Source organism: Dinoroseobacter sp. S375 (assembly GCF_049800775.1).
Lineage (GTDB): Bacteria > Pseudomonadota > Alphaproteobacteria > Rhodobacterales > Rhodobacteraceae > Dinoroseobacter.
Genome location: NZ_JBNAFR010000006.1, coordinates 119,985 through 138,028 on the forward strand (window position 1 = coordinate 119,985; position 18,044 = coordinate 138,028).

Annotated in this window: 17 protein-coding genes; 12 read left to right on the plus strand and 5 right to left on the minus strand. The window is 65.3% G+C overall.

Features of this window, described 5'->3' with window-relative positions; genetic code table 11:
* The first annotated feature begins 31 nt into the window (after positions 1 to 31).
* The 6 genes from bamA (at position 32) to lpxB (ending at position 6,293) form a co-directional block, all read left to right on the plus strand.
* Positions 32 to 2,308: an outer membrane protein assembly factor BamA gene (gene bamA / locus ACP150_RS14460; protein ID WP_424967370.1), complete on the plus strand. Its 2,277-nt coding sequence runs from the start codon at positions 32 to 34 to the stop codon at positions 2,306 to 2,308.
* A 55-nt stretch (positions 2,309 to 2,363) separates the two neighbouring features.
* Complete coding sequence (locus ACP150_RS14465; RefSeq protein WP_424967371.1) at positions 2,364 to 2,969, plus strand: OmpH family outer membrane protein; 606 nt, start codon at positions 2,364 to 2,366, stop codon at positions 2,967 to 2,969.
* Between the two features lie 87 nt (positions 2,970 to 3,056).
* The gene (gene fabZ / locus ACP150_RS14470) at positions 3,057 to 3,548 is read left to right on the plus strand and encodes a 3-hydroxyacyl-ACP dehydratase FabZ (RefSeq protein WP_424967372.1); all 492 of its coding nucleotides are present in this window, start codon (positions 3,057 to 3,059) and stop codon (positions 3,546 to 3,548) included.
* Positions 3,545 to 4,345, plus strand: a complete 801-nt coding sequence (lpxA, locus tag ACP150_RS14475; RefSeq protein WP_424967373.1) for an acyl-ACP--UDP-N-acetylglucosamine O-acyltransferase — start codon at positions 3,545 to 3,547, stop codon at positions 4,343 to 4,345. The genes fabZ and lpxA overlap by 4 nt, the downstream gene beginning before the upstream one ends.
* Positions 4,345 to 5,139 (plus strand): LpxI family protein, encoded by a 795-nt coding sequence (locus ACP150_RS14480; protein ID WP_424967374.1) that lies wholly within the window; start codon positions 4,345 to 4,347, stop codon positions 5,137 to 5,139. The genes lpxA and ACP150_RS14480 overlap by 1 nt, the downstream gene beginning before the upstream one ends.
* Entirely contained in the window at positions 5,136 to 6,293 is a 1,158-nt protein-coding gene (gene lpxB, locus ACP150_RS14485; protein WP_424967375.1) for a lipid-A-disaccharide synthase, read from the plus strand. Before ACP150_RS14480 ends, lpxB begins: the two co-directional genes overlap by 4 nt.
* A 3-nt stretch (positions 6,294 to 6,296) precedes the next feature.
* On the opposite strand, the gene mnmA is transcribed toward lpxB, so the two are convergent.
* The gene (gene mnmA / locus ACP150_RS14490; protein ID WP_424967376.1) at positions 6,297 to 7,463 is read right to left on the minus strand and encodes a tRNA 2-thiouridine(34) synthase MnmA; all 1,167 of its coding nucleotides are present in this window, start codon (positions 7,461 to 7,463) and stop codon (positions 6,297 to 6,299) included.
* A gap of 128 nt (positions 7,464 to 7,591) precedes the next feature.
* Between mnmA and ACP150_RS14495 the strand changes: the two genes are divergently transcribed.
* From ACP150_RS14495 to ACP150_RS14515, 5 genes are all read left to right on the plus strand, one after another.
* Positions 7,592 to 7,870: a DUF1153 domain-containing protein gene (locus tag ACP150_RS14495; RefSeq protein ID WP_424967377.1), complete on the plus strand. Its 279-nt coding sequence runs from the start codon at positions 7,592 to 7,594 to the stop codon at positions 7,868 to 7,870.
* 99 nt (positions 7,871 to 7,969) lie between these two features.
* Entirely contained in the window at positions 7,970 to 8,683 is a 714-nt protein-coding gene (gene ctrA / locus ACP150_RS14500; protein ID WP_424967378.1) for a response regulator transcription factor CtrA, read from the plus strand.
* A gap of 157 nt (positions 8,684 to 8,840) precedes the next feature.
* Positions 8,841 to 10,964 carry an NAD-dependent DNA ligase LigA gene (gene ligA / locus ACP150_RS14505; protein WP_424967379.1) on the plus strand — a complete coding sequence of 708 codons (2,124 nt, stop codon included), beginning with the start codon at positions 8,841 to 8,843 and terminating at the stop codon, positions 10,962 to 10,964.
* Complete coding sequence (recG, locus tag ACP150_RS14510) at positions 10,961 to 13,051, plus strand: ATP-dependent DNA helicase RecG (protein ID WP_424967380.1); 2,091 nt, start codon at positions 10,961 to 10,963, stop codon at positions 13,049 to 13,051. The genes ligA and recG overlap by 4 nt, the downstream gene beginning before the upstream one ends.
* A 103-nt stretch (positions 13,052 to 13,154) precedes the next feature.
* Positions 13,155 to 13,277, plus strand: coding sequence for a hypothetical protein (locus ACP150_RS14515; protein WP_424967381.1), 123 nt, complete (start codon positions 13,155 to 13,157; stop codon positions 13,275 to 13,277).
* Between the two features lie 169 nt (positions 13,278 to 13,446).
* On the opposite strand, the gene ACP150_RS14520 is transcribed toward ACP150_RS14515, so the two are convergent.
* The 3 genes from ACP150_RS14520 to ACP150_RS14530 are packed head-to-tail and all read right to left on the minus strand — an operon-like array spanning position 13,447 to position 16,878.
* Positions 13,447 to 14,919, minus strand: coding sequence for a carboxypeptidase M32 (locus tag ACP150_RS14520; protein WP_424967382.1), 1,473 nt, complete (start codon positions 14,917 to 14,919; stop codon positions 13,447 to 13,449).
* Positions 14,916 to 16,070, minus strand: coding sequence for a heme A synthase (ctaA, locus tag ACP150_RS14525; RefSeq protein ID WP_424967383.1), 1,155 nt, complete (start codon positions 16,068 to 16,070; stop codon positions 14,916 to 14,918). The genes ACP150_RS14520 and ctaA overlap by 4 nt, the downstream gene beginning before the upstream one ends.
* A 52-nt stretch (positions 16,071 to 16,122) precedes the next feature.
* Positions 16,123 to 16,878: an RNA methyltransferase gene (locus ACP150_RS14530; RefSeq protein WP_424967384.1), complete on the minus strand. Its 756-nt coding sequence runs from the start codon at positions 16,876 to 16,878 to the stop codon at positions 16,123 to 16,125.
* A gap of 104 nt (positions 16,879 to 16,982) precedes the next feature.
* Here ACP150_RS14530 and ACP150_RS14535 point away from each other — a divergent pair, with 104 nt between their 5' ends.
* Positions 16,983 to 17,603 carry a thiamine phosphate synthase gene (locus tag ACP150_RS14535; RefSeq protein WP_424967385.1) on the plus strand — a complete coding sequence of 207 codons (621 nt, stop codon included), beginning with the start codon at positions 16,983 to 16,985 and terminating at the stop codon, positions 17,601 to 17,603.
* Between the two features lie 39 nt (positions 17,604 to 17,642).
* Here ACP150_RS14535 and hisI read toward each other — a convergent pair whose 3' ends face one another.
* On the minus strand, positions 17,643 to 18,002 hold the full coding sequence (gene hisI, locus ACP150_RS14540; protein ID WP_424967386.1) for a phosphoribosyl-AMP cyclohydrolase: 360 nt from the start codon (positions 18,000 to 18,002) through the stop codon (positions 17,643 to 17,645).
* Between the last annotated feature and the right edge of the window lie 42 nt (positions 18,003 to 18,044).

The window sequence follows — 18,044 nt, forward strand, 5'->3', positions numbered from 1 at the left end:
AAGGTTGGGCGCGTCGGCGATGCGCGTCCTGATGGCTACATTCCTTGGTATGATGCTCAGTCTCAGCGCCCCAAATATGGGTGTAGCCCAGGATTTCCGCTTTGATCGTGTAGAGATAAACGGCAACCAGCGGATCGAGGGTGCCACGATCCTCAGCTTTGCGCAGATCGATCGGGGGCAAACGGTCACTGCGGGCGAGCTCAACGACGCCTTCAACCGGATCCAGGCTTCGGGCCTGTTCGAATCTGTCGAGATCACCCCCCGGGGCGGCACGCTGGTGATCGATGTCGTGGAATACCCGACGATCAACCGCATCAATGTCGAGGGCAATCGCCGTCTGGATGACGACGTGTTGCTGCCGTTGATCGAAGCGAGCCCACGTCAGGTCTACAACCCAGCCCTCGCCGAGGCCGGGGCCGCCGCAATCGTCGAAGCCTACCGCGTCAGCGGTCGCCTCGCCGCCACGGTGGAGCCGCGCATCATTCGCCGCAGCGAGAACCGGGTGGATCTGGTGTTCGAAGTGACCGAGGGCGCCGTGGTCGAGAATGAGCGGATCAGCTTTGTCGGCAACCGGGTCTATTCCGACCGCCGCCTGCGCCGGGTTCTGGCCACCAAGGAGGCCGGGCTGCTGCGTCAGGTGATCCGCGCCGACAGCTTCATCGAAGACCGGATCGAGTTTGACCGCCAGTTGCTGACCGATTTCTACACCTCGCGCGGCTATGTGGATTTTCAGGTCCTGTCGATCACGCCCGAACTTTCGCGGGAGCGGGATGCGGTTCTGCTGACCTTCACCATCCGCGAGGGGCAGCAGTTCCGCATGGGCGAGATCACCGCGAGCAGCGACCTGCGCGAGGTGGATATCGAGAGTTTCGTGGCCGCCATCGACCTGGATCCGGGCGAGATCTACTCGCCCGCCAAGATCGACCGGACCACAACCCGGATGGAGCGGCTCGCGCTTCAGCAGGGCCTGAATTTCGTGCGCGTCTCTCCCCGGGTGAGCCGGAATGACGCCGCTGGCACGCTGGATGTGGATTTCGTGGTCGAGCGAGGCCCCCGTGTCTTCGTGGAGCGGATCGATATCGAGGGCAATGCCACCACGCTGGATCGCGTGATCCGGCGCCAGTTCGACACGGTCGAGGGCGATCCGTTCAATCCCCGCGAGATCCGTGAGGCCGCCGACCGCATCCGCGCGCTTGGGTTTTTCTCGAATGCCGATGTGGACACACGGCCGGGCTCGGCGGATGACAGCGTCATCGTGGATGTGAATGTCGAGGAAGCCCCGACGGGCTCCTTGTCCTTTGGTGGCTCCTACTCGGTCGAAGACGGCTTCGGCCTCGTCGTGGCACTGACCGAGCGGAACTTCCTCGGGCGCGGTCAATCCGTGTCCCTGAGTTTCGATGGCACCTCCGGGGATCAGAATGTCAGCTTCCGCTTTGTCGAGCCTTCCTTCCTGTCGCGGGATCTGGCCTTTTCGTTCACCGCGGGCGTGACAAGCTCGGACAACTCGAACCGGGAATTTGATATCGACCGGCTGGGGATCGATTTCGGCCTGTCCTTCCCGGTCAGCGAGAACGGGCGTCTGGGCTTGAATGTCGGGTATTTCGAGACGGAGCTTTCGGATCTCGACCCGGATCTGTCCTCGCCGATCCTGCTCAGAGAGACCGGCAAGGCATCGGGCGCACGCATCGGCTATACCTACAGCTATGACACACGGCGCACGGGCCTGAACCCGACCGCCGGGGTTCTGTTGAGCTTCGGGCAGACCGTCGAAGGTCTGGGCGGGGATGACAGCTTCCTGATCACCGAAGCCCGCGCCATCGGGGAACGGCGCTTCCTGAACGAGGATCTGCTGCTGCGGGTTGCGCTCGAAGGCGGAACAATCTCCTCGATCGGCGATGGCCAGACCCGGGTCACGGACCGCTTCTTCCTGTCCCGTGCGCAGATGCGCGGGTTTGCATCGAACGGCATCGGCCCGCGGGATCGGGAATCGCCGAACGAAGATGCGCTCGGCGGCAATCACTATGCGGTCGCCCGGTTCGAGGCCGAATTCCCGCTTGGCCTGCCCGAGGAATACGGGATCGAGTTCGGTGCGTTCTTCGATGTGGGCACGGTCTGGGATCTGGATGACACGGACGGGTTCGACGGTGTCGAGGTCGATGACAGCCTGAACCTCCGCTCTTCGATTGGTGTCTCTGTATTCTGGGACACGGCGATTGGTCCGCTACGCTTCAACTTCTCGCGCGCGCTGCAGAAAGAGGACTATGACGAAGTGAATAACTTCGACTTCACGATCTCTACCCGGTTCTGACATGGCATTCGGGCGGGGGTGGCTGCGCGGTCTTGCGATTTGCACGGCCCTCGGCATGGCGCTGACACAGGGACCCGCAGAGGCGCAGCAGCAGATCCGCAGCAGCGTCTTGGTTCTGGATCAGGAACGCCTCTTCGCCGAGAGCACCTTCGGCATTCAGCTCAATCGCGCGCTCGAAGAGGCCTCGCGCCGGCTTGCTCAGGAAAACCGCCAGATCGAGGCAGACCTGATCGAGCAGGAGCGCGCCCTGACAGAGGCGCGGTCCACCATGACCCCGGAAACCTTCCGGGAGGCAGCCGATGCCTTCGACGCGCAGGTGTCGCGGTTTCGCGAAGAGCAGGACGCCAAATCCGAGCAACTCGCCAGACAGAGCGATCTGGAACGCCAGCGCTTTCTCGAGCTCGTGCTGCCGGTGCTGGGGGGGCTCCTCTCGGAATACGGGGCCTATGTCTTTCTCGATCAGCGGCAGGTCTTTCTGACCGATGACCGCATCAACGTCACCGATGAAGCCATCGCCCGGGTCAATGCGGCCCTTGCCGAGATGGAGGCGCAGTCGGGCGCGGCCCTGCCGCCCGCAGCGCTCGAAACCGAGCTGCCGGACGCACGCAGCGAAACGCCAAGCGACGCGCCCGACGCAACAGACGCCCGTGCGGCGGAGTAGCCCGGTCCGCCCGCTCCCTTGTCACAGGGCGCGGGGCTTGCTAGGCGAGACCTCACCACACGACCCAAGACAGCTAGGAGAGCAGGCATGACCGACACGGCGACACCGGAGCCGCAGATCGTCCGAACCGCGGATATCGACTTGATCCAACGGATCCTGCCCCATCGCTATCCCTTCCTGCTGGTCGACAAGGTCGTCGCCATGGACCCGTTCAAATCGGCCACTGGCATCAAGAATGTCACCTTCAACGAGCCGCATTTTCAGGGCCATTTCCCGGGCGAGCCGATCATGCCCGGCGTGCTGATCATCGAGGCGCTCGCCCAGACCTCGGCGCTGCTGGTCGGGATTTCCATGGATATCGCGGATCAGGACATGCTGGTCTATTTCATGGGGATCGATAAGTGCAAGTTCCGCCGCAAGGTGGTCCCCGGCGATGTGGTCGAGCTCTCGGTCGAGGCGCTGCGCGGGAAGCCCGGCGGAAAGGTCTGGAAATTTGCCGGCAAGGCCACCGTGGATGGCGAGCTTGCCGCCGAAGCCGAATTCACGGCGATGATGGACCTGCCGAAGGATGCCGCATGAGCGGCGTTGATCCCAGCGCGCAGGTCCACCCGAGCGCGGTGATCGAAGACGGTGCCACGATCGGGCCTGACTGCAAGATCGGGCCGCTCTGCGTGATTGGCCCCGAGGTCACGCTTGGCCGCGCGGTCGAGGTCAAGAGCCATGCGGTTCTCACCGGCTGGACAGAGATTGGCGACGAGACGATTATCTTTCCCTTCGCGACCATTGGCGAGATCCCGCAGGACCTGAAATTTGCGGGCGAACGCTCGCGCCTCGTGGTGGGCAAACGCAACCGGATCCGCGAGCATGTCACGATGAATACCGGCACCGAGGGTGGTGGTGGCGTTACCCGGATCGGCGATGACGGGCTCTTCATGGCGGGCTGCCATGTGGCCCATGACGCGATCATAGGCGACCGGGTGATCCTTGTGAACAATTCGGCGGTGGCCGGTCATTGCGATATTGGCGATGACGTGATTGTCGGCGGGCTGTCGGGCATCCACCAATGGGTGCGCATCGGGCGCGGCGCGATCATTGGCGCGGTCTCGATGGTGACCAATGACGTGATGCCTTACGGCCTCGTGCAGGGCCCGCGCGGTGAGCTTGACGGGCTCAACCTCGTGGGGCTCAAGCGGCGCGGTGTGGCGCGCAAGGACATCACCGCCCTGCGGGCCGCGTTCCAGATGCTGGCGCAGGGCGAGGGGGCTTTCATGGACCGGGCCGCACGGCTCGGCGATGAAACCGAGAGCGACTATGTCCGCGAAATCGTCGCCTTTATCCTGGCCGATAGCGACCGCTCCTTCCTGACGCCGCGCTGATGCTGGCGCTGGTGGCCGGACGCGGGGGCTTGCCGCTGGCGCTGGCCTCGGCGCTGCAGCGGGCAGGGCGCCCGTTCCATGTCTATGCTTTGGAAGGCTTCGCCCCGGACCTGCCCGATGTCACGCTGTTCAGGGTCGAGGCTCTGGGCCGTCTTTTGCGCGACATGCGCAAGGCGGGGATCTCCGAGGTCTGCTTTGCCGGTGCCATGCAACGCCCGCCGGTGGATATGGCAAAACTGCATCCTCTCAGCCTGTCGCTGGTGCCGCGCCTGATGAAGGTGATCGGCAAGGGCGATGACCGGCTCTTGCGCGAGGTGATCGCGATCTTCGAAGAGGCGGGCCTGCAGGTGCGCGGCGCCCATGAAGTCTCTCCCGATCTCCTGGCCAAGGGGGCCTTGGGACGCCAGCCGACCGAGGCAGAGCGGACCGATGCCGCGCGCGGCGCCGAAATCCTTTCGGCGCTCGGCCCTCTGGATCTGGGTCAGGGCTGCGTGGTGGCGGGCGGGCTCTGTCTCGGGGTGGAGACCCTGCAGGGCACCGATGCCATGCTGGGCTTTGTGGCCGAAACACGGGGAGGCCTGGCCAAGACAGCGGGCGTGTTCGTCAAGCGCGCCAAACCCGGGCAGGATCTGCGCATCGACATGCCGACCATCGGGCCGGACACGGTGACGGCCGCCGCGCGCGCCGGGCTGAGCGGGATCGCGGTGCAGGAAGGTGCCGTGCTGGTTCTGGACCGCGATACCCTGTCACGCCGGGCCGAAGAGGCCGGGATTGCCATCTGGGCGCAGCCATGAGCTTCCATGTGTTTCTGATCGCCGGGGAACCCTCGGGCGACAAGCTTGGCGCGGCACTGATGGCCGGGCTCAAGAGCCTTGTGCCCGAGATCCGCTTCACCGGGGTCGGCGGGCCGCTCATGCAGGCCGAAGGGCTCAGCAGCCTTTTTCCCATGGACGAGCTCAGCGTCATGGGCATCGCCGAGGTTCTGCCGAAATACCGCGCCCTGAAACGGCGCATTGCCGAGACGGCGCAGGCGGTTCTGGACGAGACGCCGGATGTGCTTGTCACCATTGACAGCCCGGATTTCTGTCTGCGCGTGGCCAAGATCGTCAAGGCCGCGCGGGCGCAGAAAATCGTGCATTACGTGGCCCCCTCGGTCTGGGCCTGGCGGCCCGGGCGCGCGGACAAGATGGCCAAGGTGGTGGATGAGGTGCTCTGCCTGCTGCCCTTTGAGCCGCCCTATATGACCCGCGCGGGCATGCAGGCGCATTTCGTGGGCCACCCGGTCGTGGCCGAGCCCGAGGCCAGCGCCGACGCGGCAGTCGCCTTTCGTGCCGCCCATGGGCTGGCGGCGGAGGCGCCACTGATCCTGGCTCTGCCGGGCTCGCGCCGGGGCGAGGTCGGGCGCCTGGCCGAGCGGTTCGGGGCCGCCCTGCGCCCCGTGCTGGAGGCGCATCCCAAAGCGCGGGTCGTTGTGGTTCCGGCAACCCCTGTGCGCGACATGGTCGCCGAGGCAATGCGCGACTGGCCGGGGGATCCGATCCTGACAAGCGGCTCGGATCCTGACGAGAAGCGCGCCGTCTTTGCGGCCGCCGATCTGGCGCTGGCGGCATCCGGCACCGTCTCGTTGGAGCTTGCGGCGGCGGGCACACCGATGGTGATCGCCTATGACATGAACTGGCTGTCGCGGATTCTGATCGGGCGGCTGCTGCGAATCGATACGGTGACGCTGGTCAATCTGGTCAGCGAGACACGCACGATTCCCGAATGCCTTGGCAAGGACTGCACGCCCGAGGCGATTGCCAATGCCCTCTCGTCGCTGCTCGATGACACAGAGGCACGCGCGGCGCAGATCGCGGCCATGACCGAGACGATGACGCGGCTCGGGCGCGGTGGGGAGGCTCCGGGCCTGCGCGCGGCGCGCGCCGTGTCGCAGGCGGTTGGGCGCTAGGCCTCAGGCCCCGCGCCAGATCCAGCCGCCGCCCAGCACCCGCGTTCCGTCCGGATCATAGAACACGCAGGCCTGCCCGGGCGACACGCCTTCCTCGGGCGTGAGCAATTCCACCGTCGCTTCGGTGTCCGAGATCGGACGAAGGATCGCCTCCCGCGGCGGGCGGGTGGAGCGGACCTTCACCGCCAGCGGCCATTCCGTGCGGCTGGTCAGGGGCGCATCGCCCAGCCAGTTGATCTCGCGCAGCGGCACGGTCCGCGTGCTCAGCGCCTCTTTCGGGCCGACCACCACGCGCCGGGCATCGGGATCGAGTTTCACCACGTAGAGCGGGGTCTCCAACCCGCCGATGCCTAGGCCCCGTCGCTGCCCGATCGTGTAGTGAATGACACCGCGATGCTGGCCGAGGACAGTGCCCTCCATATCCACGATCTCGCCGGGCTCACCCGCGCCCGGACGCAGTTTCTCGATCACGGCGGCGTAGTTGCCATTGGGCACGAAACAGATGTCCTGACTGTCCGGCTTGTCCGCCACGCTCAGCCCGTGCTTGGCCGCCAGCGCACGCGTGTCCGCCTTGGAGGCCAGATGCCCCAACGGGAAGCGCAGGTAGTCAAGCTGCTCCTGCGTGGTGGAGAAAAGGAAGTAGGACTGGTCCCGATTGGAATCCGCCGCGCTGTGCAGCTCGGCCTTCCGAGGCCCCATTTTCCGTTGAATATAGTGCCCGGTGGCCATGCAATCGGCATCGAGATCCTTGGCCGTCTCCAGCAGATCGCGGAACTTCACCCGTTCGTTACAGCGAATGCAGGGCACCGGTGTCGCCCCGGCGAGGTAGCTGTCGGCGAACTCGTCGATCACGGCCTCCCGAAAGGTATTCTCGTAGTCGAGCACGTAATGGGGAAAGCCCATTTCCTCGGCCACCCGGCGCGCATCATGAATGTCACGCCCGGCGCAGCATGCGCCCTTCTTGGCCAGCGCCGCCCCATGATCATAGAGCTGCAAGGTCACGCCCACCACATCATAGCCCTCGCGTGCGAGCTCGGCCGCCACGACGGAACTGTCGACGCCGCCCGACATCGCCACCACCACCCGCGTGTCGGCGGGGGATTTGGCAAATCCGAGCGAGTTGAGGCCGGTCGCGGTATCGACCGTGGCAGAGACAGGGGAGGCTGTCATTTGGGATCTCCTGAGGAATGCTCGGAATATAGTTAAATGCTGAATACTCTCAAGAGCCCGCTTCACCCTCGCTTAACGCTGCTGGCCGAAATTGATCTCGTCTGAGGGACAAGAGGGATTTTGGTACGATGTATATGAGAAAAGACAAGGGGCCCGCCTCCGTGACCCTGCCGGATGGCAGCATCATGACGCGGTCCGATCTGCCCGATCGCGAGACGCGGCGCTGGGTGGCGAGCCGAAAGGCGGCGGTGGTCAAGGGTGTGATGTCCGGACTGATCACGCAGGAAGAAGCCTGTAAGTTGTACGGGTTGTCCGAAGAAGAGTTCGGATCCTGGATATCTGCAATCGAAAGCTTCGGTTTAAAAGGGCTCAAGGCGACAAAGTTACAAGAGTATAGACAACCTTAGGTTGTTTTGCTTAAGTTCTCTTTATCGGTAACTCGCAGTTAACCATTTACCCCCACAGTGGTCGTTAACCAATGCGAGCCGAAGCGGAGAGAATGGCAAATGCGCATCCTAATCATCGAAGACGACCCGACCACGGCAAAAAGTATCGAATTGATGCTGACCCATGCCAATCTGAACGTGTACTGCACGGCGATGGGCGAAGAAGGCATCGATCTCGCCAAGCTGTATGACTACGATCTCATCCTGCTTGATCTCGGATTGCCGGACATGACCGGGCATGAGGTGCTGCGTCAGATCCGCCTTGCGCGGATCGAAACGCCCATCCTGATCCTGTCGGGGGCGGACGATACGGAAAGCAAGATCAAGGGCTTCGGCTTCGGGGCGGATGACTATCTGACCAAGCCGTTCCACCGCGAAGAGCTTGTCGCACGGATCCATGCGATCATCCGCCGGTCCAAGGGCCATTCCCAGTCGATCATCAAGACCGGCGATATCCTCGTCAATCTGGACGCCAAGACGGTCGAGGTCGACGGCATGCAGGTTCACCTGACGGGCAAGGAATACCAGATCCTAGAGCTTCTCTCGCTCCGCAAGGGCACCACGCTCACCAAGGAGATGTTCCTCAACCATCTCTATGGCGGCATGGACGAGCCCGAACTGAAAATCATCGACGTCTTCATCTGCAAGCTGCGCAAGAAGCTCAGCCAGGCGACAGGCGGCGAAAACCATATTGAGACCGTCTGGGGCCGCGGCTACGTGCTGCGCGATCCGGATCCGGTCGAGGCACCGACACCGCAACTGGCCACTGGCTGAAGTCCATCACTCCGCGACGTCGTGTTCAGGACCGCGCCCCCGGCAAATGGGGCGCGGTCTTTTTTGTTCGGGGGTCGCTTTGGCGCAAACCGATCTGGACCTCGGACGTCGCCCTGCTATTCCTTTTGACCGAGTGAGCGGACAAGAGGGGGAAGGGATGGCGCAAGCGTCACCTCAGGTTGCGGATCTGAGCGCGGAGGAAGCCCGCGCGGAACTGGCCCGTCTGGCGGAGCTGCTCGCAACGGCGAACACGGCCTATCATCAGGACGATGCGCCGGAGATCTCTGACGCGGAATACGACGCGCTCAAGCGGCGCAATGCCGAGATCGAGACCCGCTTTCCCGCGCTCAAACGCGCCGACAGCCCCAGTGATCAGATCGGTGCCCCAGCATCCGAGACCTTTTCCAAGATCCAGCACGCGGTGCGGATGCTCTCACTCTCGAACGGGTTTTCCGATGCGGATATCACCGAGTTCGACCAGCGCGTCCGTCGGTTTCTGGACCTTCCGGAGGATGCGCCGCTCGCCTATACCGCCGAGCCCAAGATCGACGGGCTGTCGCTGTCGCTGCGCTATGAGCACGGCGTGCTTATCCAGGCCGCGACGCGGGGAGATGGCAGCATCGGCGAGAATGTGACCGCGAATGCCCGCACGATCGCGGATATCCCTGAGCAGATCGCGGGCGCGCCGGAGGTCCTCGAAGTGCGCGGCGAGGTCTATATGAGCCACGCGGATTTCGAAGACCTGAACACCCGTCAGTCCGAGGCGGGCGCCAAGCCCTTTGCCAATCCGCGCAACGCCGCCGCCGGTTCCCTGCGGCAGCTGGACGCCGAGATCACGCGCGCCCGCCCGCTGCGCTTTTTCGCCTATGCCTGGGGGGACATCTCGGCGCCGCTTTCCGAAACCCAGAGCGGTGCGATTGCCCGTTTCGCCGAGATGGGGTTCAGCACGAATCCCCTGACAAAACGCTGCCTCGGCCCCACCGAGATGCTCGCCCATTATGCCGAGATCGAGGCGCGCCGGGCCACGCTGGGCTATGATATCGACGGCGTGGTCTACAAGGTCGACGATCTGGCGCTGCAGGGGCGCCTCGGCTTTCGCTCGACAACGCCGCGATGGGCGATCGCGCATAAATTCCCCGCCGAGCTCGCCTGGACGCGGCTCGACGGCATCGACATTCAGGTCGGGCGCACCGGCGCGCTGAGCCCGGTCGCGCGCCTGACCCCGGTAACCGTTGGCGGCGTTGTCGTCTCGAACGCCACCCTGCATAACGAGGACTACATCGCCGGGCGCGACAATACCGGTGCCCAGATCCGTGGCGGCGTCGACATCCGCGTTGGTGATTGGGTTCAGGTCTATCGCGCCGGAGACGTGATCCCCAAGATCAAGGATGTCGACCTGAAACGCCGGCCGCCGGAGGCGGCGCCCTTCGTCTTTCCGACGACCTGTCCCGATTGCGGCTCTGAGGCCCCGCGCGAACCGGGGGACGCCGTGCGACGTTGCAGCGGGGGCCTCATCTGTCCGGCCCAGGCGGTTGAAAAGCTCAAGCATTTCGTGTCCCGCGGGGCGCTCGATATCGACGGGTTGGGCGCGAAACAGGTGGAGCAGTTCTATCTCGATGGCTGGATTCGCGAACCGGCGGATATCTTCACCTTGCGGACCCGGTTTGGCGACGGGCTGCAACAGCTCAGGAACCGCGAAGGCTGGGGCGCGAAGAGCGCCGAGAACCTGTTCAACGCCATCGATGTCGCGCGCAACGCGCCGCTTGCCAAGCTGCTCTTCGGTCTCGGGATCCGCCATATCGGCGAAAGCGCGTCAAGCCTTCTGGCCAATCACTATGGCACGATCGAAGCGCTCTTGGCCGCGGTCGAGGCCGCGCAAGACGAGGGCAGCGAAGCGTGGGCGGATCTTCTGAATATCGACGGGGTGGGGGAGGTCATGGCGCGGGCCCTCGTCACCACCCTGACGCAGGAAGCCGAGCGCGCCTCGATCGACCGGCTGCTGGCAGAGGTTTCCCCGGCCCCGGCAGCGCCCCCGGATGTGCAGGACTCTCCGGTGGCGGGAAAGACGCTCGTTTTTACCGGCTCGCTCGAGACCATGTCGCGCGCCGAGGCCAAGGTGACAGCCGAGGCGCTCGGGGCCAAGGTGGCCGGGTCGGTGTCGAAAAAGACCGACCTGCTGATTGCCGGACCGGGGGCCGGGTCCAAGGCGACCAAGGCCGCTGATCTGGGCATCGAGGTGATCGATGAAGAGGCGTGGCGCGTTCTGGCGGGGCTCGAGTGAGCAGCAGGCCCGACGCGCTCTTCCCGCTCTTTGCCGAGCTGGAAACCCTGCCCGGGGTGGGCAAGAAGACCGCGCAAAGCTTTGCGCAGATGGACGTGGCCCGGCCTCGGGATCTGGTCTTCACCTTGCCCCATACGGGTATCGAGCGGCGTCCGGTCGACACCGTGCAGGAGGGCCCGTTTCCCAGTGTGATGACCGTGCCGGTGACCGTGCTGCGGCACCTGCCGCCGACCGGGCGCGGGCGCCCCTATCGGGTGGAGGTGCAGGATGCGACCACCACGATCACGCTGGTCTATTTCCACGCGCGCGGCGCATTTCTGCAATCGCTCTTGCCCGTGGGCGAGCGCCGGATCATCTCGGGGCGGGTCGAGCTCTATGATGGGCAGGCGCAGATGCCCCATCCCGATCATGTCCTGACGGAGGCAGAGGCCGAGACCCTGGGCGGGTTCGAGCCGGTCTATCCCCTGACCGCCGGGATCACGCAAAAGACCATGCAAAAGGCCGTGGCGGGTGCGCTGGACCGGATGCCTGAAGTCGTGGAATGGGCCGATCCCGCGCTGGTGGCGCAAGAGGGCTGGCCGGATTTCGGCACGGCCTTGGCCACGGCGCACGCGCCCGAAAGCCTGCGCGATCTGACGGCCGAGACCCCGGCGCGGCGGCGGTTGGCCTATGATGAGCTACTGGCGCATCAGACCACGCTGGCCCTGGCCCGGGCCCATCGGCGGCGCAAACCCGGACGGGTTCTGACCGGAACGGGCCGCCGGGTGCGCCCGGTTCTCGACGCTTTGCCCTATACGCCCACGGGCGCGCAGCAGCGGGTCATTGCCGAGATCACCGAAGATCTCGCCGGACCGCACCGGATGAACCGGCTCCTGCAGGGGGATGTGGGCGCGGGCAAGACGCTCGTGGCGCTGGTTGCGATGCTTCTGGCGGTCGAGGCGGGGGCACAGGCGGTCATGATGGCCCCGACAGAGATCCTTGCGCGGCAACATCTGAGCGCCTTGCGCCCGCTGGCCGAGGCGGCAGGCGTGGTGGTCGATGTGCTGACCGGGCGCGACAAGGGCAAGGACCGTGCCGCCAAGCTCGCCGCGCTTGAGGCGGGGGATATCCATATTCTGGTCGGCACCCATGCGGTGTTTCAGGACGATGTCGCCTTCCACGATCTGGGCCTTGCGGTGATCGACGAACAACACAGGTTCGGGGTGCGCGAGCGGATGCGGCTCGGGGCCAAGGGGGCAGCGGTGAACGTGCTGGTCATGACCGCCACCCCGATCCCGCGATCCCTGGCGCTGGTCACTTACGGCGATATGGATGTCTCGATCCTGGACGAAAAGCCGCCCGGACGCACCCCGGTGAAGACCGCACTCGCCTCCGCCGCGCGGCTGGATGAGCTTGTGGATCATCTGGGTCGCGCCATGTCCGACGGGCGCCAGGCCTATTGGGTCTGCCCGCTGGTGGAAGAGAGCGAGACCCTGTCGCTCACGGCGGCGGAGGAACGGTTCAAGCTTCTGCGGGCCCGGTTCGGCGAGGATCAGGTCGGGCTGGTCCATGGTCAGATGCCGATCGCCGAGAAAGACGCAGCCATGGCACGCTTCGTGGCGGGCGAGACGCGGCTTCTGGTGGCAACGACGGTGATCGAGGTGGGCGTGGACGTGCCCAACGCGTCGATCATGGTCATCGAGGGGGCCGAGCATTTCGGCCTTGCCCAACTTCACCAGCTGCGGGGCCGGGTCGGGCGGGGCAGCGCGGCTTCTACCTGTCTGTTGCTCTATGCGCCGCCTTTGGGCGAGACGGCGGAACGACGGCTGAAGCTGATGCGCGAAACCGAGGACGGGTTCCGGATTTCCGAAGCCGATCTTGAGATGCGCGGGGCAGGGGATCTGATAGGCACAGCGCAATCCGGCCTGCCACGCTTTCGCATCGCGGACCCGGAACGACAGGCGGGTCTGATGGCCATGGCCCAGAGCGATGCGCGCGCGTTTCTGGCATCCGATCCCAAGCTGGAGACCCCTCGGGGCGAGGCGCTGCGGATGCTTCTCTGGCTGACGGGACAGGATGAGGCGATCCGTTTAATTTCCGTGGGTTAGGTCCTGCGAACGCGTTTTGTTCCTCCGTGTTCTTAAAAAGTTCTTTACTTTGCTCGCCGGAAATGAGAACAAAAGGTCAACAACAGAACTTCAGGAGGCTCAGATGCTCGCAGAGATTAAGACAATCATCACCCGCGCACCGGTGTCTCTGGCTCAGGATGCAACCGGGGCCCTCGCGATTACGGTCGTGTTTGCCACCCTGTTGCACGTGCCCGTTCTGTTCTGATCTGCCTGCGGTCCGCCGTGTTTGGTTTTCCGGTGTTCGGGCCCCCACCCGACACCTCGTTCCCGCGCCGCCTGCCTGCGCTGCGGGATCCGAGATTGCCTGTCTCGCACCAACACCATTGATCCGCTGCCTGGCCGCCGCCTCTGCCCAGAGTGCGGCGGCTTTTTTCTTAGAGCCGGTAGATCTCGGCGAATTTCCCGTCGAGATAATCGAGAAGTGGCGCCTCGCTGGGCGCATGTCCGCAGGCCGCCTCGATGGTTTCGGCCGGCATCCGCAGCGCGCCATGCTGCTGTAGGGCGCTGCGCAACCACGCGGTGCAGGCGGTGGCATCACCGGAGGTCAGGCCCGTCTCCCAATCGGGCAAGTCCCGCTTCATCGCATCGAAGAGACAGCCCGCATAGAGATTGCCTAGCGTATAGGTCGGGAAGTAACCAAAGAGCCCAACGGACCAATGCACGTCCTGCAGAACGCCGTTTGAGGGCTTGTCGACGGCCACGCCGAAATCCGCCGCAAAGCGCGTGTTCCACGCCTCTTCAAGGTCGGTGACATCGAGCCGGCCCGCGATCAGGTCCCGCTCCAGATCGAAGCGCAGCATGACATGGAGGTTATACTGCACCTCGTCGGCTTCGGTGCGGATATAGCCAGGCGAGAGACGGTTGACCGCGCCATAGAAGGCGTCCGGATCGCTGATCCCGAGGTCGCCGAACTGCGCGGTCATCTGATCAAAGAGCCAGCCGGTGAAGGCACGACCACGGCCGAGCTGGTTCTCGTAAATCCGGCTCTGGCTTTCATGGACACCCATGGAGGCACCGCGCCCGATCGGGGTCAGCAGATGGGCCGGATCGACCCCTTGCTCATAGGTGGCGTGACCGACCTCGTGGATCGTCGAGTAAAAGCAGTTGAACGGGTCGGTCTCGGCGACCCGCGTGGTGATCCGCACATCGCGCCCGGAGCCCGAGCTGAAGGGATGCACCGCCAGATCGATGCGCCCGATCTCCAGATCGTAGCCAAAGGCCAGCGCGAGGGTTTGCGACAGGGCGAGCTGGCCGTCCTCGGCAAAGCGGCCTTCGAGCGGGGCAGGGGCATGGGACGCCCCCAGAACCCGGTCGCGCAGCGAGACCAGACGCGGGCGCATCCGGTCAAACAGCGCGGCGATCCCGGCCTCGGTGGCGCCGGGCTCGTAATCCTCAAGCAGCGCGTCATAGAGTGCGCCATCTGTAGCCAGCGCCGATGCCTCCTCGCGGCGCAGGTCGACAACCTCGCGCAGCACCGGCAGGAAGGCGGCCACGTCATCAGCGGCCCGCGCGGCGGCCCATTTTCCCTGGGCCAGCGAGGTCACGCGCGCCAGTTCCGCCGCGAGCCGTGCGGGCACCTTGGTATTGCGCGCATAGCTTCGGGAGATCTCGCGCAGGTTCGCGGCCTCCACCTCCGTCGCGGGGGTCGCCGCCGCCAGCCAATCCCCAATCCGCGGATCCGTGCGGCGGGCATGGAGCACAGCCTCCATCGCGGCCATCTCGGCGCTGCGCTGTTCAGCGGCCCCGCGCGGCATCACCGTCTCCTGATCCCAGCCGAGACGGCCCGCGACTTCGCTCAGGGCTTCGGTGTCGCGCTGAAAGGCCATCAGCTCGGTCAAGGCGGTCATGCAGCGGTCCCCCGGATGGATGTGGCGATGGGATAACGGGCCCGGAACCGGGCGCGCAGGATCAAGCAGATCGTGATGACCGCGCCCAGCTGATGGGCGATGGCCCAGGTCCAGGGCGCAGCGTTCAGCACCGTGACGATGCCGAGGGTCATCTGACCAAAGAGGATCACCGCCACCCAGTCAAAGGCACTGCGCGTGGTGGGATGGGCGCTGCGCCGCGACCGCCACCAGACAAAGAGCCCGACCAGCAGCAGCAGATAGCCGACCATCCGGTGATTGAACTGCACAAGGCCCGGGCTCTCGAAGAAATTCCGCCAGCCGGGCGTGAACTCCCACATGTCGATGGGCAGGAATGCCCCGGCCATGAGCGGCCAGTCCGTGTAGCTGCGCCCGGCATCGATGCCGGCCACGAGCGCCCCAAGCAGGATCTGGACCGCCGCGAGGCCGAGCACCCAGCTCGCGCCCGTCACCAGCCCCGGCTCGCCGGAGCGGCGCGCCTGCAACAGGTCACGCTCGGGCCGTCCGAGCGCCATGACATACCAGGCGATCAGCCCAAGGATCAGGAAGGCGAGGCCGAGATGGGTCGCCAGCCGGTAGGAGGCCACGTCGAGCATGGTGCCGGTCAGCCCGCTGGACACCATCCACCAGCCGATCGCGCCTTGCAGCCCGCCCAGAACCCCAAGGCCAAGGAGCCGCCCGGTCCAGCCTGGCGGGATCTGACGGAAGACGAGAAATCCGAAAAACCCGAGCGCCCAGACGAGGCCGATCACCCGGCCAAGTTGCCTGTGCCCCCATTCCCACCAATAGATGAACTGAAACTCCGCGAGGGACATGCCCTTGTTCTGCAACTGGTATTCCGGGATCGCGCGGTAGCGGTCGAACTCGCGCGCCCAGTCTTCGGCGCTCAGGGGCGGGATCGCGCCGGTCAGGGGCGCCCATTCGGTGATCGACAGCCCGCTATCGGTCAGCCGGGTCAGTCCGCCCACGGCGATCATGATGACCACCAGCGCAAAGAGCAGCATCAGCCAGACCCGCACCGCGCCGCGCGCACCGGTTCGGGCCGCGCGGTCGATCACCCCGGGCGAGACCGGGGCCGGGCCCGCCGGCGCATCCGTACCGACCTCTTCGAAGATGCTGCGTTTCTTGCTCATGCGTCGCCTTTCTGGTCCTTGCTGCGGAGAGTATGCGCGGGGTTTGCGGGCTTCAAGATGACCCGCCCGACCTGTCCTTCCAGCGCGCGAGTTGCCGCAGCATCCCGTGGAAGGTCTGCACATCCACCAGCGTCAGCGGCAGGCGCGACAGCATGTTGCGCAGGTTCAGTTTCATATGGGCGGCCTTGTGGGGCGGAAAGAAGAATCCCGCCTCCTCCAGCCGTTCTTCGAAGTGATCGCCGAGCTTTTCGACCTCCTGACCGCTGGCAAAGCGCGTCCCGGCGAATTCCAGCACTTCGGGGGGCGTCTCGGTCACCTGACGTTCCCATTCATAGGCCGTCAGAAGCACGCATTGGGCGAGGTTGAGCGAGGGGAAGGCCGGGTTCACGGGCACCGAGACAATGGCATTGGCCAGAGCGATATCGTCATTCTCGAGCCCGGCGCGTTCCGGCCCGAACAGGACCGCGACGCGCTGGCCTTCGGCGATCAGGGCGCGGGCCTGGGTCATCGCGTGTTCCGGCGTGACCACCGGCTTGGTCAGATCCCGCGACCGCGCCGTGGTGGCAAAGACGTAATCCGCGTCGCGCAGGGCCGCGGCCGTGCTGTCATACAGCCCGGCCTGATCCAGCAGCCGACCCGCGCCGCTTGCCATCGCCACGGCCTTTTCGCTGGGCCAGCCATCCCGCGGGGCCACCACGCGCATCCGGTCGAGGCCGAAATTCCACATGGCACGGGCGGCACCCCCGATATTCTCGCCCATTTGCGGGCGGACAAGGACAAAGGCGGGTTGGCTGGGTGCGTCGGTCATGGCCCGGGTGATAGGGGGGCTGGCGACGGGGGGCAAGTCCCGAGGGGTATTGGTCATTTCCCGCGAGGGGGGCTATACGGGGGCGACAAGAACAGGAGCCTGTCATGGCCGACGCACCCGAGCAGCCGCAGCTTTACCTCATCACCCCGCCAGAGATCGAACTGTCCAGCTTTCCAGGCCAATTGGCGGCTCTGCTGGACGGGGTCGAGATCGCCTGTGTGCGGCTCAGCCTGTCCACCCGGGACGAGGATCGGATCGCGCGCGCGGCAGATGCCTGTCGCGAGGTGGCCCATGCGCGGGACGTGCCGCTGGTGATCGACAGTCACTTCCTGATGGTGGAACGTCTGGGGCTGGATGGCGTGCATCTGGGCGATGGCGCGCGCTCGGTGCGCAAGGTCCGCAAGGAGATCGGCGCCGAAGCGGTAGTGGGGGCCTGGTGCGGGGCGTCTCAGCATGACGGGATGAGCGCGGGCGAGGCCGGGGCCGACTATATCGCCTTTGGCCCCGTGGCCGCGGGCCTGACCGGCGCAGGCGAGGTGGCAGAGGCGGATCTTTTTGCCTGGTGGTCGCAGATGATCGAGCTGCCCGTGGTGGCCGAGGGCGGGCTGACCCCGGAGGTCGTCGCCGCTCTGTCCCCGGTCACGGATTTCTTTGCCATCGGCGAAGAGATCTGGGGCGCAGACGATCCGCTCGCCGCGCTCAAGACCCTGACCGCGGCGCTCTGAGCGCCGGGGCCAGGGATCACGGGGCGCTGGGGCCCGGTCTCACGCCATGGGCGCCATTTTCTCGACTTCGACCCCATCCTCGACGGCTGTGTAGAAGCAGCTGCGCCGGTTGGTGTGGCAGGCAGCCCCGACCTGATCGACCATCACCAACAGGCAATCGCGATCACAATCGACGCGGAAATCGCGCAGGGTTTGCACATGGCCCGAGGTCTCGCCCTTGATCCAGAAGGATTGCCGCGAGCGCGACCAATAGGTCACCCGTCCGGTCTCCAGCGTCCTGGCCACGGCCTCGGCATTCATCCAAGCCATCATCAGAACCTCGCCGCTGGTTGCGTCCTGCGCAATGGCGGGTATCAGACCTTTGTCGTTATAGCGCAGGGTTGCGGGATCGAATTTCATATGCTCCTCCTTAACAGAGCCGATTTGCGGTCTATCTACGAC